This is a genomic window from Exiguobacterium sp. s48 (genome assembly GCF_018617395.1).
In the GTDB taxonomy this organism is placed as follows: Bacteria; Bacillota; Bacilli; order Exiguobacteriales; family Exiguobacteriaceae; genus Exiguobacterium.
On sequence record NZ_JACSKC010000002.1, the window covers coordinates 97,969 to 119,833 of the forward strand.

Here is a 21,865-nt window from a genome sequence, read left to right on the forward strand (position 1 = left end):
AGCTGTTCTTAAAACGTATTTCTTTTCTAGTATAAAAAACGGGACCTGATGCTATCAACAACATGCGGAAATTTTCTGAAAAATATAGGATTGTACACTAGGCAAAACATTCGTATTCCGTTGAAGCATTTAGTATGATGACGGCGAGTCCAACAAATTCAAGATATTTAGAAACTTCATTATAGAGATAGGAGAATGCATGATGAGATTGAGTGTGTTAGACCAGGCGCCGGTCACGTCGGGTCATACAGGAGAACATGCGCTGAACAGCGCAGTCGAGCTCGCACAAGTCGCAGAAGAGTTAGGATATTACCGCATGTGGATGGCGGAGCATCATGGGGGCATGTCGTTCGCCAGCTCGGCTCCAGAGGTCATCACGGCCTATTTGGCAGCTAAGACGAACAAGATTCGTCTCGGGTCCGGCGGCATCATGATGATGCATTACTCGCCACTCAAGATGGCAGAGGTATTCAAGACGCTCAGCGCGCTCGCCCCAGGACGGATCGACTTTGGTGTCGGACGTGCGCCAGGCGGTGATGCGAACGCGATCTATGCGATGTCACAAGGGCAAAAGCCGATGATGGACGGACTTTACGAGAAACTCGATACGACGCTTCAATTGATCAAAGATGAAGCACCTGAAGAGAGATGGTATAAGAACACGCCAGCAGCACCGACAGGCGTTACGCTTCCAGAAGCATGGTTACTCGGTTCGAGTGGGAACAGCGCCGTGCAAGCCGGACGGATGGGACTTGGCTATTCGTTTGCTCAATTTTTTAATGGTGAACTAAGTGCCGATACGCTCGACACGTACCGTCACCATTTCACGCCGTCTGATTTTATGGAGAAACCGGACATCAGCGTCACGTATTTGGTCACGACGGCAGAGACGGAAGAAGAAGCGGAATATTTGGCTCGACCTTCTGATTTGTCGCGTCTCTTCTTGATGCGTGGTCAATTGAGACAATTGTTGAGTCCGGAAGCGGCTCATGATTATCCGCTCACGGAGGTCGATAAAATTTACATCGCCAACAATCGAGCCATTCACCTCGTGGGGACACCAAAACAAATTGCGGAACAGTTACGGGATGAGTCGGAACGTTACGGTTTCGACGAGGCGATGATTTGTAGCATTCAGCATAAGCAAGAAGATCGCTTGAACGTCTATCGTCTCTTGGCGAACGAATTGCTTTAACCCGGAGAACACCTTCTCAAGTACGAGAAGGTGTTTTTTCTATAAGAGAAAAACGTTTCCCCATTTTTTCAAAGGTTTTCTCCATCATTAGGGCGAAACCAACTACACTATAAGAAAAAGGGACAGGTGGAGGGATACGATGCAACGGATGAAAGGCGACCCATATTATCTATTCGAGCTGTTCACACGCTTGTATCGGATGGTATTTCTAATGGAAGTGACAGAGGAAGGCTATCGCTACGTGAGTGTGAGCGAGCAGGGGAAAGTGGCCTCTTCGCTTCCGAGTGATGTAGAAGGCCGTTATTTACATGAGATGTATCGCTCGGAAGTGGCTGATGAACTCATCGAGCATTACGATGTAGTTGCCGAAACGGGGGAACCGGTCTATTTCATGTCGCAAATGAACATCGACTCCAATACGGCCCGCTTCGCCTCCTCGATGCTCGTGCCGATCGAGGATGAGACTGGTCTTGTTCGTTACGTACTCAGTTTGACGACAGATTTGTCAGAGGAAGCGGAGATTAAACTATTGCGAAGCATCGAGCATATCGACTATTTGACGGGTATGCCGAACCTGATGAAAGTCAAATTAGAACTTGATCAATTGTTCGAACAAAAGAGCACAGAAGAGACGAGCGTGATGCGGCTTCACATCAATCGTTTCAAGATGATGATGTCACTCCAAGGAGTAGAACGCTCCAATCAATTGATCAAAGACATTACGCGTCAATTGGCGAATACGCTTCCGAAAGGTTCGATCATCGGTCGGGTAGACGGTGAGGACTTTATCGCCGTGTTGCCCCACGTCCCCATTCAGACGGCGTATATGTATGCCGAGCATCTGCTCGACGTGATTGCCAGTCATTCCTACCAGGTCGCAGATGCGGAATTTCCATTATCGAGTTGTATCGGAATCGGTGCCGGCACGACGGATGCCGACCGCATCATCATGAACGCTTCGACCGCTCTATTAGAAGCACGTCAGACAGGAAATCAAACGATTCGTTTATATGAACATGACGAGTATGTGCAACGCTACATCGATGAAGTGATGATTGAAGCAGAGTTAGTAAAAGCACTAAAACAAAATGAGTTATACATGGTGTATCAACCGAAAGTATCGATGGACGGTTCGATTCATTTTGAGGCACTCATTCGTTGGGAAAGTCCGGTTCTCGGATTCGTCTCTCCAGAAACATTCATTCGCGTGGCCGAGCAATCTTTACTAATCGAAGACGTGACACGGTTCGTCATGAACCGAGTATGTCAGGACGTGTCTTCACATCCCGAACAATTTGAAGGTCGTCGTGTGGCTGTGAATGTGTCACCGAACTTGTTCCATGAACATCATATGAATGAGTTGGTATCCATTATTTCCTCTTACTTCCTTCGACCGGAGCAATTTGAGTTTGAGGTGACCGAACACACCTTGATGCATGAACCGGTCGCAGCCATCAAAACGGTCGAGTCGTTAAAGCAGCAAGGATTCCGATTGTTAATTGATGACTTTGGGGTGAGCTACTCTTCTTTGAATTACTTGAAGCTCTTCGAAATCGATGGGATTAAAATCGATCGCTCGTTTGTGGCACAACTTGACCAGGAAAGTGGGCTCAAAGAGTATGAAATCGTCAAACTGATTGTTTCACTCGCCAAAAAATTAGAGTTAGACGTGACGGCCGAAGGGGTTGAGACGGAAGAGCAATATCGGATTTTACGTCAACTTGGCTGTGATGAGATTCAAGGGTATTTCTTCAGTCGTCCAATGACACTTGATGATTTAGATGGCGCGCTTGAACTCTTGTATACCCACCAGACGATGTTGGCGAGAATCGAACAACCGTCCCAGATGCTGAATCCTTCTTTGGATGCACATGAGATGCAACGACTTAAAGCCATATTACGACTAGAGATTTTAAATACGCCCCAAGAGGAACGATTTGATCGCATCTCCCGATTGGTCGCGCAAACTTTTCAGATGCCGGTCGCTTTCATCTCCATCATGACGACGGACCAACAATGGTTTAAATCGTGTGTCGGCATCGACCTCGAATCGGCTCACTTGAAGCGAGAGTGGACGCTATGTAATCGGGTCGTCACATCGGAACGTCCGGTCGTGATTGAAGATGTCGCAGCAGAAGCGATTGAAAGTGATAGTCCATGGCTCGGACGAATTGGATTTTATGCAGGTGTGCCGCTACGGACGAAACAAGGTCATGTCATCGGGACACTCTGTGTAGTGGATGGCCAGGCGAGGACGTTTACCGAAGAGAACCTGCGAACGCTAGAAACGTTCACACATTGGGTGATGACAGAAATTGAACATACCGAAGCCGCTCGACGACAAATGAATCGTCAGCAAACGATAGAGGCGTTGTATGAAGCGACAGCATTTCGTATGCCGTTCAAGGATCAATTGGCACGCGTTCAAGAAATTCTATTGGACTGGATTGGTTATTCACATGCGGTCATCTTTTCGATTGAACCACCGCACCGTCTACTTGTTGGGAATGGGGTATCTCACCTGAATTGGGAAGAGGAAAATCTGCGTGCGCTTCATCAATTGACAACGGTCGGATCGCAAACGTTGCAAGAAGGGGAACTGATTGTGGATGGAGTCGAGTTCACGACGATGGTTAGTTTCCCATTGACACATAAACATCAAGTATATGGCTGGATTGTTTTACTAGCGGAGCAAGGCAATTTAAATGATCAATTGGACGGGGACACGCTTCAAGAGTTGAGTGATACGGTACGATTGCTCGCAAGATGGTTAGAGAACGGGATTCGAAAAGAGCGTAAGCAACGTGAAATGATTCGCATCGCAACACAAGATCCATTGACGAAATTATGTAACCGTCACACGCTGATGACAGACTTATTTAAGCAGACGCAACGCTCGAATACACTCACATTGATGTTAGTTGATATCGATGATTTTAAGCGGATTAACGATCAATATGGTTACTTGATTGGCGATGAATTATTAATTGAACTCGCTCAACGATTAAGCGGGTTCGTGGAGACATTTGGAGGTCAGGTGTACCGCTACTCTGCCGATGAATATATGATCGTGCAAGCGGGCAAACCGTCGGGTGTGCATGAAATGAATGATGTAATTTCTCGGGAAATAGTTGCGTCAAACGGAGAAGTTGTCCATCTCACGGCAAGTGTGGGGGTGAGTACGGCGCAACCGATTGAAAAGGTGGATTCGATTCTTCAACAAGCGGATGCGGCGATGTATATTGCAAAGAACAATGGGGGAAATCAGTGGTTTCAGTATGATGGATATTCAGATAAGGAGATTTGAAGATGGGGAAATTATGGCTAATTGAAGGATTACCGGGAAGTGGGAAATCTACGTTTGCCGAGATGCTACAAGATAAACGTAATGGTAAATTTTATTCGGAAGTGGATGCGTCACACCCGGTAGATGTGCATGATGTCTATTGGGTCGAGGAGAAACCGTCAACTGGTCGCATTCTCGATGAAATCGAGGGGGGATGGCTCGTCCGTTATGATGATGGCGAAGAACGTGTCGGAACGGACGTCTACGAGCTACCTTTCGCCCTTCACGCACGAATCATGTGCGAACGCTGGCGACGGTATGTTCAAAAGGTAGAGGGGGAAGAACAGGACGTCATCTTTGAATGTGCGTTGCTCCAAAATCCTTTCACGATTGGAATGGTTTCTCAAGACGTTCCGTTAGCGGATATGGAAGCATACGTCCAAGAGATCGCGGACATCCTAAAACCGATTGATCCGATGGTCGTTTATTTGGCGTTGAATGACGTCGCACGCATTTTTCCAATCATATATGATGAACGACCGATGGAATGGCAAGGTGGCTTTGTCGAGTATTATACGAGCGGTGCCTATGGTGTGAACCATAGGCGTGAGGGGGTAGCCGGAACGATTGAGATTTTAGTGGAACGTCAGCGTCGTGAGCTCGAACTACTGGAACGACTCCCGCTTCACCACGTTCAGATTCAAAACGATGAGCGACGTTCATTCGAAGAATTAACGAATATATTGGAAGAGGAGTCTGTTCGTTCATGCAAACCTTGATTAAACATTCGGATCGTTTTTGGTATATGACACCGGTCGACCGCACAGACCGACCGATTCTCGGTGCGGTTGTCGGCGATACGCATACCCTACTCATTGACGCGGGTAATTCCGTGTCGCACGCATCATTCTTTTTAGAACAGCTAGAGAAACAAGGCCTCCGCGCGCCTTCGATGGTCGCATTGACGCATTGGCATTGGGACCATATCTTTGGTTTATCTGCGCTTGCAGGGATGGTTTCTATTGCGAGTGAGGCAACAAAACAAGGGATGGAGAAACTCATTCCGTATGCTTGGGATGATGCTTCTCTCGATGAACGGGTGGAGAAAAGGATTGAAATCGAGTTTTGTGCCCAGGCGATCCGAGAAGAGTATGGAGATACGCGCGATATCAAAATCGTGTTGCCCACGCTAACGTTTCAAGAGTCGCTGACGCTCGACCTTGGTGGCGTTCACGTCGTGTTACAGCATGTCGGAGGAGACCATGCAAAAGATGCGGTTGTCCTGTATGTCGTAGAAGAGCGGGTTCTATTTTTAGGAGACGCGTTATACGCGGACATCTATTCTCCGACACGGCGAATGACTCCGGAAGAAACCCTTCGGTTGTTGGATCTATTGGAGGCGTTTGATGCCCAACAGATTGTCTGGTCACACGGTGAGATGGTGAGTCGTGAAGCGTTCGCAGAAGATTGTCTGGCATTAAGAAGAATCGCCACCATTTCTAGAGATTTCCCGGGAAATGGTGATAAAATCACGCAATCATACGCTTCGCTCGTCAATCGTGAGATCAACGATGAAGAGGAGGAATTGATTTCGTTTTTTGTGAATGGGACGGTGAGGAAATGACACATATCATCAAAAGAATTCACGAGGAGAACGAGTCGTTTCAACAGTTTTTAACTGGAAAGCTGCGCGATTATAACAATGTCCACTCGACACATCATCGTGACATTCGCAAGGCGCACGTGCCGACTATTCAGTTGAAAGTCGAGCAAGAAGGACGAATGATCGCCGGCTTGTATGGGAGCGTGTATTGGGGATGGTTCGATTTAGACCGCCTTTGGGTCGATGCAGACTTTCATGGTCAAGGCATCGGTAGTCAATTGCTTCGAGAAGGGGAGGCGTTAGCGAAGTCGCTCGGTGCAACGCGTGTGAAGCTGACGACGTTCTCATTTCAAGCGAAACCTTTTTATGAGCGATTCGGCTATACAGTCGCAGGAGTGTTGCCGGACTATCCACCGGGGTCAGATTATTACATGATGATGAAGGAACTATAAAAGGCGACACGAGGTCGCCTTTTAATATACTTTATCCCCATTGAAGATTGAGTTTTTCACCATGACATAGTCTACGGTGCGCAATGCCTCGAGACTGTCGCCACCCGCGTAAGAAATCGCCGACTGGAGGTCTTGCTCCATCTCGGTCAATGTATCTTGCAATGCCCCTTTGTGTTCGACAAACATCTTTTTCCCCTCGACGTTTTTCCGCTCACCCTTTTGGAACTCGGATGCTGAGCCGAAATACTCTTTCAGTTGCTTTCCGTCTTGCTCGAACGTTTCCCCCGGTGATTCATCGTGTCCGGCGAACAATGAACCAATCATGACCATCGAAGCGCCGAAACGAATCGATTTGGCGATGTCACCATGAGTACGGATGCCCCCATCCGCGATGATTGGTTTTGTCGCTGCTTTGGCACACCATCGAAGTGCCGCCAATTGCCAACCCCCTGTACCAAATCCAGTTTTGATTTTCGTGATACACACCTTACCAGGACCGATTCCGACCTTCGTCGCATCCGCTCCGGCATGCTCCAATTCACGAACGGCCTCTGGTGTCCCGACGTTCCCCGCGATGACGAATGACCCAGGAAGATGGTGTTTGATATGCTGAATCATGCGAATGACCGCATTCGAGTGTCCATGTGCGATATCGATGGTGATGAATTCTGGTGTATGTCCGGTTGACTGAAGCATCTCGATAAATCCATACTCATCCTCTTTCACCCCAACGCTGATTGAGGCATAGAGACCTTTCTCATGCATATCTTGGATAAACGCAAGGCGCGTCTCTGGATTGAAGCGATGCATGATGTAAAAATACCCGTTCTTAGCCAGCATCAATGCGACCTTTTCATCGATAATCGTCTGCATGTTAGCCGGAACGACCGGTAAGCGGAACGTGAAGCCCCCGAGCTCGACGGTCTGGTCACATTCCGAACGACTGTCGACAATACATTTTGCAGGAATTAATTGAATATCTTCATAATCAAATACTTTATCCATATATCGCACCCCTATTCACGAACATTAATAGATTGAACAATAGAAAAACTTCGCCCATTCGGTAATATAACGTGAATGAAGGCTAAAGTCAAAGGGAAACTTCAGAAAAATAACCTAAAAATGAATAAAGTTTAATTTAATACTCATTAATGTTCGGATTTAGACTCGATATAATGTTTCACGTGAAAAAAGGACTACTTATACGTAGTCCTTTGCGAGTGCATATTGATTTCGTCCGCCTGCTTTTGCTTCATATAGAGCGAGGTCGGCACGTTTTAATAACTGCTTAGTCGATAGTCCTTTGATATATCGCGCACCACCGACACTTGACGTCGTGATGAACGTATGATGATCAATCTCCCATGGTCGCTGGAGTGCTTGAATAATTTTCTCTGCAACGCGGTGCAAGGCTGTTGGGTCGGTAAAGCGAATGAGGACGGCAAATTCATCACCGCCTAGTCTGGCAATCATATCTTGTTTTCGAAGCACCGAAGTCAATCGGCGCGCAAGTTGTCGTAAGAGTTCGTCGCCCGCGTCGTGACCGAACGTATCATTGATTTGTTTGAAACGATCGACATCAAGGGCGAGAACGGCCAACTCTTCCTGTTCGAATTCGGTTCGATCAATCGCCTCTTCGAGATAGGCGAGGAAGAAGCGACGATTCGGTAAGTCGGTCAATGTATCATGATACGCCAAATGCTTTAGTTGTTTCTCGAGCGCTTTTCGCTGCATGATTTCCCGACTAACCGTCAAGTAGTGGAGCAGGTGTCCAGACTCATCGTAAATGGCCTGTATTTTCGTTTCGAGCCAAATCCAGCGCTGGTCGGCATGGAAATGGCGGAACTCGAGTGTCAAGGAAACATCTCGTTCTTTCAATTCTTTTAACTGTTCACGCACGACATGGATGTCATCAGGGTGTATGTAATCAAGCGTGTTCTTCCCTTCATAATACCCAGCTGCAAAACCGAGAACGGAGCGATGAGATGGAGATGCGTAACGAACAACTCCTCCCTGTTCTAAAATACAGACGAGGTCGCTCATGTTTTCTGTGATCAATCGATACTGCAACTCACTTTGTCTCAAGGCTTGTTCCATTTCACGTTTTTCGGTGACATCTCGCAAAATCGTTAGGACGGCCGTTTCACCCTCGTAGTCGATGAGGAGACTGCTAATATCCATCTGAAGATGGTCACCACTTGGTGTCACGATGACCATCTCTGTATCTTGAACAGGACCGCCGAGTTCAAGAGAGGCGATTCGTTTTCTGGCAGACTGATGGTATTCCTCCGCGATAAAGGAAAAAATCGATTCACTCTCTAGATAGGTTTCGCCAATTGTAGCGAGTGCCATCGCGTTCGCATATAAAATATTCCCTTCCTGGTGGACGATGATACCTTCTGGAATCGTTTCAATCAATTGACGGTAGCGACGTTCACTTTCGACCGTGGCACGTTCAGCATTCTTCTCTGGCGTCAAATCGATGATGATCGCGAATAAACCAGTAATGTTTCCACCGACCTCGATTGGGATATTGAGAACGGACAAGTCGAGTCGTTCACCGGATGGATGTTCGGCGTATACGGAATACTTGTGTGGAATGCCTGAAAGGGTGAACTGCAATCCTTTTCGAACACGAGATCGTTCACTCTCCGGGAGCCAGTGAAGGAACGGTTGATGAAGAATTTCCTTTTCGGCATATCCTGTGATGGCCGTAACGGCCGGGTTAACTGATTTAATGTTCAAGTGATGGTCGAGAACAAAGATACCGTGTGGAGAATATCGTCGTAGCGACTCGTGATGATCTTTCAAGATGGACAGTTCGAGTTCGCGACGCTTCCGTTCTGTCACTTCACGTACGACAGAGACGATATGTGTACAGATTCCGTCATCATTAAAAATCGGTGTTACTTCTGACTCGAAATAATGAAGCGGAAGCGTCAATACATCGTCTGCCTCCACAGTATCTGTATAAAAAGAGTCGGCAAGGCGATAATCTTCGTAAACGACACTCTTTTTTGTTCGAATGGCTTCATCGTAATGTTGCGTAATAAGAGCGGCGGTTTCAGTCGGAACCAATTCATCGATGGTTTTTCCGATATCCGCATCCGACCAGTTGATTGCTCGTTTGCCTGGTTCATTTACGAAGACATACCGATACGCTGATCCATCGACTTCCATAAAGAACACATAGTCTGAAATTTTATCGAACGTCCGTAACAAAATCGATGCATTGTATTGAAGTGTTTGGTCAGCGTTCATCTCGTCTCCCTCATTTCGATCATTCTATTTTTTACACGTCATTTTTATCTTACCGCATCATTCGACCAAATGTGTGAACTTTCAAAAAAAGACGGGATGTACGTACATCCCGTCAAGCAGCTTCGTTTAATTGTTTTTGTTCGTTTCGTCCGCTCATCACATAATACAAGAAAATGGTAAACAGTACGACGCCAGAAAGAATCAAGTAAAGTGTCGAGAATCCAGTCAATGGAATTAATAATCCAATAAAGTAGGGGCCGAATCCTAGACCAGCATCGAGTGCGATAAAGAAGGTCGACGTGGCCATCCCCATTCGATGAGGGGGAGAGGCCTTGACGGCGATTGCCTGAGTGCCAGATTGGATATTCCCGAAACCTAATCCAATCAACGCCCCTGCGAGTAAAAGCATCAAACCACTAGTTGCCTGGCTAAGCACAAGAAGTCCGACGGCAAAGATCGCGATTGCTGGATACATGACGACGTTCGCCCCGCGCGCATCCATCAACTTCCCTGTAACCGGGCGCGATAACAGAACGGCGACTGAATAGACGAGGAAAAAGATACTTGCCGCCTCAATCAAGTCGAGTTCGCTCGCATAAAAGTTGATATAGGATAAGACGCTCGAATAACTTAATGCAGCCATACCGATAATCAGAGCAATCGGTAACGCTTTTGGCTCAACGAACGATTTCAAAGAGAAACCGCGAACGACTTCTGGCGCATCGACTTCCGGTACGTTGACGAAGAACGTACTCGCCAAGCTGACGACCCCTATCACGAAACAGAGAGCGAAAATCACAGTAAAACTTGTATGTTGGCTAAGAAGTAATCCGACGAATGGCCCGATGGCTGTCGCCAGAGTAGAACTCATACTATAATACCCGATTCCTTCACCTTTTCGTGTCGCAGGAATAACTTGCGCAACGATGGTTCCCGTTGCCGTACTCGATAATCCCATCCCGAGTCCATGTACGAATCGAGTGAATAGTAAGAAACCGACGCCCCAATGGACGAAGTAAAGTAGAATAGTGGCGGTGAAAAAGACAAGTCCGATATAAAGCGTCTTCTTCCGACCGATCGAGTCGATCAGTCGACCGATGAATAGGCGCCCGGTCAGCGTTCCGATGATGAAAATACCAGTGACGAGTCCTGCCTGACTTGTTGTCGCCCCGTACGACTCGACAGCATGCACTCCGATGGTCACCATCAATAAGAAGAAGATGAGCGTCAGGAAAAAGTTGATGAGCGAGATGATCAAGAAGTCTCTCGTCCATAGTTTTTGAATAGGTTGTTGCATCGAACACGACGCCTCCTTTTCTCTTCAAATTCGAATAGTTAATAAACATAACTAAATGAGTATACCAAATCGGAGGGAGAATTGTCCGAGATGACGCATTAAACGAATTGAATTCGTCAGAATCAAAAACACTCGACCCAAAATATGAGTCGAGTGAAGTCATCAAGCGCGATCCCAGAAACGGGCAGTCGCAATCCCGTCGATGAACGCATCAAATCCATTGAGATTGTGCTCATCAAACATGAAGACGCCAGGCTGGTCGGTCTTCACGCGGCACGTGGCGAGTGCCTCTTTATGGTGTACGTGTAGAGCGAGCGGTTTATAGTGCTTATACGTGTTCTCGATAAATTCGAGTACGTCATCTTCGACCGAGGTTGCGGCACTCACTAAGAACGCGGCATCGAAGAGGCTCGAGTCGACCGTGTCGTACGTCTCTTTCACTTTCAAGTCACCAAGCATATACGCTTTCTTACCGACGAGGCTATAGTTGACGTTGTGGTCGGCGAGCGTCTGCACCCACTGTTTCACCTGATTTGCATCCACGTCACCGGCAAGGAGAAGGGCGACGCTCTTCGTATCAGGCTTTTTGATCGTGTTCGCCATCGAGAGGGCAGGGGACGCCTTATCTGATTGGACCTCATTGTTCTCGTCTGGCACGGTTACCCCCAAGTTGTCGGCGACGACTTCAGCGAGATGACGATCGATGCGGTTCAATAAATCGACGGCGTTCTCTTTCACCATGTCGGACTCACATTTTCCGAGCTCAAAACTGCAAGCATCTTGGATATGTTGCTTCTCGACATCGGTCATGCTGTTATAGAAGAGCTTCGCCTGTGAATAGAAATCAAGGAAGCTGTCACTACGTCCCCGAATCTTATGTCCATCGATTTTCTCTTGATAGTGCTCAAACCCGCCTTGGTCGGCTGGTACAGGTTCCGGCTGGTTATGGTTGAGCGCATTTTTGTGGTAGCTCGTCTGACCTTTGTGGACGGCCATCTGATGCATCCCGTCCCGCTGATTGTTGTGGAACGGACAAACGGGCTTGTTGATTGGGATCTGGTGGAAGTTTGGTCCGCCGAGACGCGAAAGCTGCGTGTCCGTATACGAGAAGAGACGACCTTGCAAGAGCGGATCGTTCGAGAAGTCGATTCCTGGGACGAGATGACCCGGATGGAAGGCGACTTGTTCGGTTTCTGCAAAGAAGTTGTCGACGTTCCGGTTGAGTGTCATCTTCCCGACGAGTTTCACTGGAATCTCTTCTTCCGGCCACAGTTTGGTCGGGTCTAAAATGTCGAAGTCATACTTGAACTCATCTTCTTCTGGGATCAGCTGCAGGCCGAGCTCCCATTCGGGATAGTCACCTTTATTGATTGCTTCATAGAGGTCGACGCGGTGGAAGTCAGCGTTTTTCCCGACTGCTTTTTGGGCTTCGTCCCATACTTGTGAATGAACCCCGAGCTTCGGTTTCCAATGAAACTTGACGAAATGTGCCTTTCCTTCCGCATTCACGAGACGGAACGTATGCACCCCGAACCCTTCCATCATGCGTAGACTACGTGGAATCCCGCGGTCGCTCATCGCCCACATGACCATATGGGCCGTTTCATGGTTTTGTCCAACGAAATCCCAGAACGTATCGTGCGCGCTTCCCCCTTGCGGCACTTCCGTATGTGGTTCAGGCTTCACGGCATGGACGAGGTCGGGGAACTTGATGGCATCTTGAATAAAGAAGACCGGGATGTTGTTTCCGACTAAATCGTAGTTCCCTTCGTCTGTGTAGAACTTCGTCGCAAAACCACGAACGTCACGGACCGTATCGGCGGATCCGCGTGAGCCTTGAACGGTCGAGAAACGGACAAATACGGGTGTCGTTTTCGAAGGGTCGTTCAAGAAGTCCGCTTTTGTGATCTCGGCGAGCGGTTCATACACCTGGAACTCTCCATGTGCTCCTACGCCGCGCGCATGGACGATTCGCTCTGGAATCCGCTCGTGGTCGAAGTGGGTCATCTTCTCACGGAAATGGAAGTCCTCGATCAATGTCGGACCACGACGTCCTGCTTTCAGCGAGAATTCGTCTTCTGCCATCTTCAGACCTTGGTTCGTCGTCAAGCCAGCTTGTTGTTCGTTATCAATCGTATGTTGTTTTAACTGCTCTTCTTTCTTGTTCCCCATGTGATTGCCTCCCTTAAGTATGACTGACCGTCGTAAGTCACCGTTTGACCTACTGTATCGGTGTTCCCTAACGCCACTAAAAAAATCCCTCTTTTTCAAAAAAGAGAGATTTCACACAAACATTTATAATGCGGCCCACACATGCTGTTTCAATACGATTTGTTGCACCACTTTAGGGTCGAGTTCGTACTCTGTAGAAATGACGCGTGTCACTTTCGCATTCACGTCGGGGTCGTCAGGATTCTGCTTTGTATATTGGTCTTGCCATGATCTCCAAATCTGAATCTCTGAATCGGTCAATTTGCTCGTCCATTCTTTTTCCCGCAGTTGCCAACCGAACGTCATGTCGTTGGTTTGGCCGGGTTCCACCCAGTCCGCAAGCGCATAGTCGCCTTCCGGAGCGAATACGGCTTCACCGAGTGGAGGATCCGTCCCGACATAGGCAGCATCATCATAAAAACGTAATAAGGCGGCCTGGAACTGATCAGACTGTCGGACGTCATCGATGATATCATGACTAATCGATTGTAGTTCATCGGTACTTGGTTCGTTATGCACCACGATATCATACTCATATCGAATGACACCGTCTTCTTCAATGGGTGTACGTTCTTCAATCGTATATATTTCCTCGGAAATAGAAGTGTGTTCAGACTTCAATTGCGTTGTAGGGGACGATTCCTGTGGCCAAAACCAAATGACACAGCCAAGCGGGACAAGGAATACGGCGAGACGACGTAATCGGTATACCCCTTTTGATTTTCTCTTTTTCTTCAATCCAAAAGCACTCCTTCAATTATGTAACACCCCCAATGTGTCGGGGGTTACGTTCGATCTAGACGAACGAGGTCCGCATCGGGATGCGACTGACCACGAACGAGGGCACTCAAAATATGAGAGCCGAGCATACTATACACCGTTCCATTTCCCCCATATCCGAGCAAATAAAACAAGTTCGGTCGATTCGGGTGCTCCCCGATGAACGGGAGTTGGTCCACCGATTCTCCAAACAAGGCGACCCAGGCATAATCGACTTCTAAGTCATACATCGGGAACAGTTCGGCGATTTTTTCTTTCACCCGTTCCGCCCGGTTGTTCATGAGCGCCTCGTCGTGCGGTGTCTCTGCCTTGTCTTCGTCAAGCCCGCCTGCGATAATTCGTCCATCCGGAGTCGTGCGCAAATAGAGATACGGTCGTTTCGTCTCCCAAATGAGCGCTCGACCTTCCCATTCACTAAACTCGGCAATCGGATTCGTTGCGATGGCGTATGACCGATTCAAGTCGATCCGATGGGAATCAAGTAGGGGAGCAGGCCCATAACCTGTCGCAAAGATGACTTTCTTCGTCTTGAATGTCCCATTCGAGGTGAAGACGAGCCATCCGTCACAATCGGCCACGACCTCATCCACCGCCGTTTCTTCAAAAATTGGGACGTTCTGTTTTGATAAATGGCGGATGATTTGACGGCTGAGCGTGAGCGGGTTGACCTCGGCATCGCCTTTTGTGATGAGGGCCGCCGGTTTTTCGAATGGGAAACGTTCGCGTAACGCTTCACGGTCCAACCACTCTACGTCAAAACCGTGTTTAGACAGCATCTCATACTCACGTTTCAATTTGGCAACATCAGTCTCTTCACTCGCAAAACAAAGACTGTCCCGTCGAATATATATATCGGATGCATCGACATCTTTTGCCACCTGTTCGAGTGATTCGACCGCATCGAGACATAATTGATAGAAGCGTACCGCCGCATCTTCGCCGATTTTTTCTGCGAGTTCATGTAACATGATGTCATTTGAATATTGAATTAAACCCGTATTGGCCGACGTGCTGCCTGTCCCGACTTTTCGTCCATCAAGCACCGCGAAATCGACCCCATCCTGATGTAGTGTATATGCCGTCAACGTTCCGGACATACCGGCTCCGATGACGAGTACGTCGTAATGCTCTTTTTTGTCAGGTCTCTCTAACACGACGTCATCTGATTCAGTCGTTGGCCAATACAAGTCTCCGTTATACAATTCCATCGGTCTCATCCTCCATGATTCAGTATCTTCCTCTCTATCCCCGCTTCAAGAGAGGTAAAACCAAAAAAACCGCAGACGATGTGTCTGCGGTTCAACATGTTATTTCTTGATGATGATCGATGAAGGAGAAGCGCCTTTCGTATACGTGATACGTTGGACGTTTTTTGCCCCGTGAATCTCGGCAAGGTTCTTCCCGTCAACAATCACTTCTTTCACCGTCGCACCTTTGAAGTCGATGATGGCACCGGCTTCTTTCGGTTTCACTTGAACGACGACGTTTTTCAATGGGTCTCCTGTCAATTCCGTGTATACGCCACGAACGAAGATTCCGTTTTTGAAGTTCGTGCCTTTTCCGATTGTCACGCCGATGTAATCCTCTTGAAGGACGAGGCGTGCCGCTGGATGATTTTCAACGGTATAGCGTGTCAATTCGACTTCAGGTTCTGGTGTGAAATCAATCTGTGCAAGGACCGGATCGTGGTCACTCGCGCGACCTGACATCTCAGTGAAGTCCGAGTTGACGTGAATCATATCAATCTTTGTAGAAGCTGCCAAGCGGTTCGAGACGAGGATGTGATCGAGTACTTGGGAGTTTCCTTGATACACATACGAGTAACGGTCAACAGCAGGGACCTTCTCGACCATGTTCGTCATCAAGTCGCCTTTGAAGATTTGGAGCGCATCCGAGAACTCGAAATCATTGAAGTCTCCGAGTGCGACAACGTTCGCTTCCGGGTTCTTCGTCTTCACGTCTGCCACGAAGTTGTGAACGACTTGTGCGATTTTCTTGCGTTGCACTTCACTTCCGAGTACGACCGGTTGTTGTGAGCCGAAGAAACCAGTGTCGCCACCTTTTGAGTTCCAGTGGTTCGCAATCACGATGACGTTCTCGCCTTGGAAGTCGAATTGAGCCGCTAGCGGTTTACGCGAGCGATCGAACGCTTCGTTTGTCGGGTCGATGCGTCCTGGGTTATACGTCAACTTGCCGTCAGCGTATCCGACAGCTGTCGTCGCATCACCGGCAGGCATTCCTTCTGTCAACGATACGCGTTCCGGATCATATAAGAAACCGACGCGGATATTGGCATCCGGTGCGCCACCATCTTGGTTGTTCTCAGGGTCGATGTTGACGTACTTGTACGTTTTCCCGCCGACAGCAACGATATTGTCGATTAAGCGTTGATAGCTCTGGTCAGCGGCAGAACCTGCCCCTTTGTCCTGTCCGTCGTTGTCTTGTACTTCTGTCACACCGATGATGTCAGGGCTGTTCAATTCGTTGACAAACGCTTTTGCCAATTTGAGTGCCTTCTCATCCGATGTTTCTTTGATGTTATTTGAGAAGTTCTCCAAGTTATAAGAGGCGATCGTCAATTGATCTTCTTCTGCTTCGATGAATGTCTTCTCACGTTGTGCATCACCTTTGACGAAGGCAGCTTTCATATCTTCGAGTGAAGCTTGAATCTTATAGTTACCGAATGAATAGCCGACGACACCGACGATTGGTCCGTTGAAACGGTCACCTGTCGCCACATCGAAATCACGCGCTTCCGCGTTCGGCTCGAGACGGAACTGAATACGTTCTGGGTTCGCGTCGTTCTTTTTCAATAAGACGCCGCCATTGTATGTTTCTGTTGGCGTATCTTCGAGAACAGTGACCAAGTCACCATATTCCTGCGGTCCGACCGACTTCAAATTGTTCGTTTGAACGCGCATTCCTTCAAGGCTCTCCCAGAAGTCGATGGCGTCCTTCTCCGGGTTGAAGACGGCGAGGTTATCGCTGTCGATAAACTCGGTCGGGAGGTTTGAAGCATCAATTGTGATCGGTGTCGGAAGGGTCACGCCGCTCGCGACGACTTCGACTTTTCCGTTACGCGTATCGATTTGCGTCATCTTCATATCCGTCTGTTGGCGATCGCTGTATCCTTCAATCGCGTATTCGCTCACTTTTCCGTTCACTTTGACGAGGTCACCGACTTGAATACCCGCAATCGAACGTCCACCGTAAAGGACAATTCCTTCAGACGTACGTGCATCGTCATCAGCCTCAGCATCAGGTGTTTGAATGAAGTAATACGTTGTCCCGCTCGAGACGAACGTCGATGTGACGATTCCTTCTACGCCTTCAACCGTCTGTCCGTTCATCGGAGATGCATGGTTCGCTCCTTGGATGTCATGAATACGGATTTTATCTGTGATTTTATAAGAGAACGTGGAGACGGCGCTAAATGTGTCTCCTGTTTTCACGACCGTTTTCAACGTCGTCGAGTTTTCGATGTGGATTGGGTTCGCATATCGAAGTCCGTTCTCTTTCGGGTCAGAGCCGTCGAGCGTATAGAAGATCTCAGCGTCTGCTGTCGTTGTCGAGAGCGTGACGTCTTGTGCTCCGACGAATGTACCGGCACCTGGTTTTGCGACGGCGGGACGAAGAACAGACGTATCGATGACCGTGTCCGATGGGTCGCGTGGGATGATCTGGTACGTATCGTCAAACTGTTGAACGATTCCTGTGATCGATGAATAGTTCACGTCCGTTTGCAAATCAAGAATGCCTCGTTCATCACGAACGATGAACTCCTTTGTTCCGTCGGTTGCTGTCAAGTTTTGGCCGCTACCTGTGAGCGTGACGTTTTGAACGGTGACGAGTTCTGATTCAACGTCTTCGTTGATTTGTTCCCCTGTGACGACTTGGGCAGTCGGGAGCGTCGCTGCTTGTTTTGAAACAACGACAGCGCTGTTTAATTGAAGAAGTTCACGATATGAACCGACGACGCCTGTGACGACGACCTCGTCCCCAACGTTGACGGCAAGAGACGTCGGACGGATGGAAAGACCACCTGTCGCATCCTGAATCGAAATCGTGTTCGCCAATTTAGCCGTAACGACTCCTTTGACTGTGACCGTTTCATTTTCTGCTTTTGTTCGTGCATCAGCAATTGAAATCGGTGTGATCGGTGCAGGAGGTTCCGTTGTACCGCCGTCTCCGTATTCGACACCTTGGAATGTATGTTTTCCGAGGTTATCGAACGTGTCTTGTGGTGTCGATGTCCATTCCACAGCCGGGTCGAAGGCATCACTGCCATCACTGTCTCCCTTTGTAATCGTGTCTTTACGAATGAGCGATTGGTCAGCAGTCGCAACGGTCGTTCCCCATTTTGTTCCTGGATCGAATCCAAGTTGACCGAAGACATCAAGAACCGTGTCTCCTTTTTTCAAGATGATCGTGTCATCCCCGTTGAAGTTCGTCACGGCGCTCACCGTATTCGATTTTGCTTTCAATGCGTCCGATGCACTACCGTTCACAATGACATATGTAGCCCCTGGTGCGAGTGTGCCCGTCAAATTCAATGTGTTGCCGGCCGTCGTACCTCCGTTTGAATACAGTTCAATTTTGTAAGCAGAAAGGTCGATTGTCGCGTTCGTTCCGTTGAACAACTCGATGGCCTTGTTGTTGCTTGATCCTTCTACGTACTCCGAAATGAAAAGGTCTGATGCGTTTAATGTCTCAGCGTGTACGTTTGCCGCAATCGGTGTCACACTGCTGACGATGAGTCCAGCTGATAAGGCGAGGCCAGTGACTGCCTTAAATGATTGTGTTGGTTTCCCCATGTGTAAGTCTCCCTTAGATGTAATGGTCTAATCCGATTTCCCCAACTCATGTCGTCATAAATAAGTGAATTTATATCCTCTTTTTTCAAAAAAACGACATGATAGCGCTTACATTACTTTTCTTGTGACGAATCTCTTGAAAAATTATTCGTGTATTGTCAAAAATGGCACGTTCATTTCCCAAGTTTTTTACTACATGTTAAACATAACCAAGCAGACGTCAGAACTCAATCCACTAAATACGAAGTTATGATTACATTTTGATTACAAGGTGAATGTGGTCGGAAGAACTTGACGGTTGTCTCGATAACTTTTACACTCTTCTAATACGAATTAATTGTATCGGTTAAGTGTGAATTAAAAGGAGGCACTAATGAAAGCAGTCAACTACCCAGTCATTCCTGGAGCAGGTGCGTTTTATTATGAAGGAAACGAAATTGGTATTTTGCTTTGCCACGGCTTTAACGGAACACCTCAGAGTGTACAAGACGTTGGAATTGAGCTGATGAAGCAAGGGTTTACGGTCTATGCTCCTCGCTTAAAGGGACACGGAACAGACCCAGAAGACTTTCGATGCTCAACGCATCGATGTTGGTATAAAAGTGTGATTGAAGGAATTGAGAGATTGCGTGAATCTTGTCAGACAATCATTGTCGTCGGTCAGTCCATGGGTGGAACGTTGGCACTCAAGACGGCACTTGAAGGAAAGGCGGATGCGGTTGTAACGATCAACGCTGCGTTATCGGTACCAGGATATGCGTGTCATGCGGCGGATACCGACTGTCGATTTATCGATGAAGACGCGCCTGACATCTTGGCAGAAGATGTATATGAGATTGTCTATGACCGTGTGCCGACTAGGGCGATTCGGGAATTGCTTTCACTGATTGACGAGGTGCGACCGCACGTCGGAGCGGTTGATGTGCCGACGTATGTCATCCATTCTGCTGTCGACAACGTGGTTCCACCTTCCGACTCCATGTGGCTGTTTGATCAGTTACAAGGAACAAAAAAATACGCGGTGCTTCCGAACTCGTATCACGTCGCGACGATGGACCATGATTGGAAGCATTTGTCGAAGCTGATCACGACCTTCTGTGAACAGGTTGGGGCGCGCCATCGAAGTGCAGTGTAAAAACTGCATTTTTTTGTGGACTGATTCTTTGCAAACGCTTGCACTAGTGCTATGGTAGATGTGAATCATACCTTATTGTAGGAGGCACGGTGCCGTATGGAGACGTTGTTCAGCCAAACGAAACAAACAGAAATCAGTCGTGTATGGTGGAAAGAGGCCATCGCCTATCAAATTTATCCACGGAGTTTTAACGATTCGAATGGGGATGGAATCGGTGACCTTCGTGGAATCATTGAAAAGCTCGATTACTTAGAAGACCTTGGAATTGATGTCATTTGGATTTGTCCGATGTACAAATCACCGAACGATGATAACGGATATGATATTAGTGACTATCAAGACATTATGGATGAGTTCGGAACGATGGAAGATTTCGATGCCTTTCTAGAGGCCGTGCATGCACGGGGGATGAAGCTATTGCTCGACCTCGTCGTCAACCATACGTCGGACGAACATCCATGGTTCCTTGAATCGAAAAGTTCGAAAGACAATCCAAAACGGGATTGGTACATTTGGCGAGACGGGAAAGATGGGATGCCGCCGAGCAACTGGGCCAGTATCTTTGGCGGTTCCGCTTGGGAATATGACGAACCGACCGACCAATATTACTTGCACGTCTTCTCGAAAAAGCAACCCGATTTGAATTGGGAGAATCATGACGTTCGAACGGCTGTCTATGACATGATCAACTGGTGGCTCGACAAAGGGGTCGACGGATTCCGTGTCGATGCAATCAGTCATATTAAAAAGATGCCGACGGAGACGATGCTCCCTTCTCCGGATGGAAAGCCGATCGTTACGGCCTTTTCGATGTATTCGAACATTGATGGAATTCATGAATATCTACAAGAGATGAAGCGAGAAACGTTCTCTAAATACGACATTATGACCGTTGGGGAGACGAACGGCATTGAACCGGAAGAAGCCGACCAATGGATGGGACCAGAGAATGGTGCGATGAACATGGCCTTTCATTTTGATCATGTCGATATCATGCGACGGTCACGTCTTGCACCGCTCGATGTCGTTGAGTTGAAGCGAATCTTCGATAAGTGGCAACAAGGATTACGTGAGACAGGATGGAATGCTTTATACATTGAAAACCATGACATGGTGCGAGCTGTCTCGCTCGTCGGGGATGAGCATCATTATTGGCGTGAAAGTGCCACGGCGCTTGGGATGATGTACTTCTTCATGCACGGGACGCCATTTATTTACCAAGGGCAAGAGATCGGGATGAAGAATGTGCCGCTCCCGTCCATTCATGACTATGATGATGTCGCGACAAAAAACGAGTACTTCGAACGGATCGCGAACGGGATGAGTGAAATCGACTCGATGCAACAAGTGTGGGGGACATCTCGTGATAACGTCCGGACACCGATCCAGTGGGATGCCTCACCATATGCCGGCTTCTCGACGACGACCCCATGGATGCCGATTCATGAAGAGTATGAGACGCTCAACGTCGAGGCGCAACAGAACGATCAACACTCCATCCTGTCGTTCTATAAGGAGATGATCCGTCTTCGTCGAGCTGAGGAGACGTTCACGTATGGTCGTTATCGCGACGTCTTGCCCGAGCATAAGCAAGCCTTCGTCTATGAACGTACGTTTGAGAATAACCGTTTCTTCGTGGTCGTCAACTTGACCGCCAATCCGGCAGAAGTGACGATTTCGGAAATTGCAGGTGCTACGCTTGTCATGACGAATGAGATTGACCCGGAAATGATTGATACGGAAACGTTCATGCTTCGACCATTTGCAGCACGGTTATATCGTTTATGATAGAGAGGTACCTTCTGAGGAGGGTACCTCTTTTGAATGA

14 protein-coding genes are annotated in these 21,865 nt (G+C 48.0%); 7 read left to right on the plus strand and 7 right to left on the minus strand.

The annotated features are described in order from the left end of the window. Window positions 1-202: 202 nt before the first annotated feature. The 5 genes from KNO66_RS10875 (at window position 203) to KNO66_RS10895 (ending at window position 6,536) form a co-directional block, all read left to right on the plus strand. A complete protein-coding gene (locus KNO66_RS10875) occupies window positions 203-1,195 on the plus strand; it encodes an LLM class flavin-dependent oxidoreductase (protein WP_214742498.1) in 993 nt (330 codons plus the stop codon). A 139-nt stretch (window positions 1,196-1,334) separates the two neighbouring features. Beyond that, a complete protein-coding gene (locus KNO66_RS10880) occupies window positions 1,335-4,502 on the plus strand; it encodes an EAL domain-containing protein (RefSeq protein ID WP_214742499.1) in 3,168 nt (1,055 codons plus the stop codon). A gap of 2 nt (window positions 4,503-4,504) precedes the next feature. After that, window positions 4,505-5,260, plus strand: a complete 756-nt coding sequence (locus KNO66_RS10885) for a P-loop NTPase family protein (protein WP_214742500.1) — start codon at window positions 4,505-4,507, stop codon at window positions 5,258-5,260. Then, the gene (locus KNO66_RS10890; RefSeq protein ID WP_214742501.1) at window positions 5,248-6,105 is read left to right on the plus strand and encodes an MBL fold metallo-hydrolase; all 858 of its coding nucleotides are present in this window, start codon (window positions 5,248-5,250) and stop codon (window positions 6,103-6,105) included. The genes KNO66_RS10885 and KNO66_RS10890 overlap by 13 nt, the downstream gene beginning before the upstream one ends. Further along, a complete protein-coding gene (locus KNO66_RS10895) occupies window positions 6,102-6,536 on the plus strand; it encodes a GNAT family N-acetyltransferase (protein WP_214742502.1) in 435 nt (144 codons plus the stop codon). The genes KNO66_RS10890 and KNO66_RS10895 overlap by 4 nt, the downstream gene beginning before the upstream one ends. 21 nt (window positions 6,537-6,557) lie before the next feature. On the opposite strand, the gene guaC is transcribed toward KNO66_RS10895, so the two are convergent. The 7 genes from guaC to KNO66_RS10930 all read right to left on the minus strand — a co-directional run bounded on the left by guaC (window position 6,558) and on the right by KNO66_RS10930 (window position 18,902). Beyond that, on the minus strand, window positions 6,558-7,541 hold the full coding sequence (guaC, locus tag KNO66_RS10900) for a GMP reductase (protein ID WP_214742503.1): 984 nt from the start codon (window positions 7,539-7,541) through the stop codon (window positions 6,558-6,560). A 198-nt stretch (window positions 7,542-7,739) separates the two neighbouring features. Further along, window positions 7,740-9,800 (minus strand): PAS domain S-box protein, encoded by a 2,061-nt coding sequence (locus tag KNO66_RS10905; RefSeq protein WP_214742504.1) that lies wholly within the window; start codon window positions 9,798-9,800, stop codon window positions 7,740-7,742. Between the two features lie 112 nt (window positions 9,801-9,912). Further along, window positions 9,913-11,097, minus strand: a complete 1,185-nt coding sequence (locus KNO66_RS10910; RefSeq protein ID WP_214742505.1) for an MFS transporter — start codon at window positions 11,095-11,097, stop codon at window positions 9,913-9,915. A 162-nt stretch (window positions 11,098-11,259) separates the two neighbouring features. Continuing rightward, window positions 11,260-13,269 carry a catalase gene (locus tag KNO66_RS10915; RefSeq protein WP_214742506.1) on the minus strand — a complete coding sequence of 670 codons (2,010 nt, stop codon included), beginning with the start codon at window positions 13,267-13,269 and terminating at the stop codon, window positions 11,260-11,262. A 123-nt stretch (window positions 13,270-13,392) separates the two neighbouring features. Further along, a complete protein-coding gene (locus KNO66_RS10920) occupies window positions 13,393-14,046 on the minus strand; it encodes a hypothetical protein (RefSeq protein WP_214742507.1) in 654 nt (217 codons plus the stop codon). A 47-nt stretch (window positions 14,047-14,093) separates the two neighbouring features. Then, window positions 14,094-15,296: an NAD(P)/FAD-dependent oxidoreductase gene (locus KNO66_RS10925; protein WP_214742508.1), complete on the minus strand. Its 1,203-nt coding sequence runs from the start codon at window positions 15,294-15,296 to the stop codon at window positions 14,094-14,096. Window positions 15,297-15,395: 99 nt separating this feature from the next. After that, window positions 15,396-18,902 (minus strand): lamin tail domain-containing protein, encoded by a 3,507-nt coding sequence (locus KNO66_RS10930; protein WP_214742509.1) that lies wholly within the window; start codon window positions 18,900-18,902, stop codon window positions 15,396-15,398. A 373-nt stretch (window positions 18,903-19,275) separates the two neighbouring features. Here KNO66_RS10930 and KNO66_RS10935 point away from each other — a divergent pair, with 373 nt between their 5' ends. Next, entirely contained in the window at window positions 19,276-20,037 is a 762-nt protein-coding gene (locus KNO66_RS10935; RefSeq protein WP_214742510.1) for an alpha/beta hydrolase, read from the plus strand. 132 nt (window positions 20,038-20,169) lie between these two features. Further along, complete coding sequence (locus KNO66_RS10940; RefSeq protein WP_214742698.1) at window positions 20,170-21,825, plus strand: glycoside hydrolase family 13 protein; 1,656 nt, start codon at window positions 20,170-20,172, stop codon at window positions 21,823-21,825. Window positions 21,826-21,865: the final 40 nt, after the last annotated feature.

Excerpts from the sequence above, each read along its gene's own strand:
- KNO66_RS10890 (WP_214742501.1), top strand. The coding sequence starts at position 5,248 with ATGCAAACCTTGATTAAACATTCGGATCGTTTTTGGTATATGACACCG.
- KNO66_RS10885 (WP_214742500.1), top strand. The coding sequence starts at position 4,505 with ATGGGGAAATTATGGCTAATTGAAGGATTACCGGGAAGTGGGAAATCT.
- KNO66_RS10880 (WP_214742499.1), top strand. The coding sequence starts at position 1,335 with ATGCAACGGATGAAAGGCGACCCATATTATCTATTCGAGCTGTTCACA.
- KNO66_RS10925 (WP_214742508.1), bottom strand. The coding sequence starts at position 15,296 with ATGGAATTGTATAACGGAGACTTGTATTGGCCAACGACTGAATCAGAT.
- KNO66_RS10935 (WP_214742510.1), top strand. The coding sequence starts at position 19,276 with ATGAAAGCAGTCAACTACCCAGTCATTCCTGGAGCAGGTGCGTTTTAT.
- KNO66_RS10905 (WP_214742504.1), bottom strand. The coding sequence starts at position 9,800 with ATGAACGCTGACCAAACACTTCAATACAATGCATCGATTTTGTTACGG.
- KNO66_RS10930 (WP_214742509.1), bottom strand. The coding sequence starts at position 18,902 with ATGGGGAAACCAACACAATCATTTAAGGCAGTCACTGGCCTCGCCTTA.
- KNO66_RS10910 (WP_214742505.1), bottom strand. The coding sequence starts at position 11,097 with ATGCAACAACCTATTCAAAAACTATGGACGAGAGACTTCTTGATCATC.
- KNO66_RS10915 (WP_214742506.1), bottom strand. The coding sequence starts at position 13,269 with ATGGGGAACAAGAAAGAAGAGCAGTTAAAACAACATACGATTGATAAC.
- KNO66_RS10875 (WP_214742498.1), top strand. The coding sequence starts at position 203 with ATGAGATTGAGTGTGTTAGACCAGGCGCCGGTCACGTCGGGTCATACA.
- guaC (WP_214742503.1), bottom strand. The coding sequence starts at position 7,541 with ATGGATAAAGTATTTGATTATGAAGATATTCAATTAATTCCTGCAAAA.
- KNO66_RS10895 (WP_214742502.1), top strand. The coding sequence starts at position 6,102 with ATGACACATATCATCAAAAGAATTCACGAGGAGAACGAGTCGTTTCAA.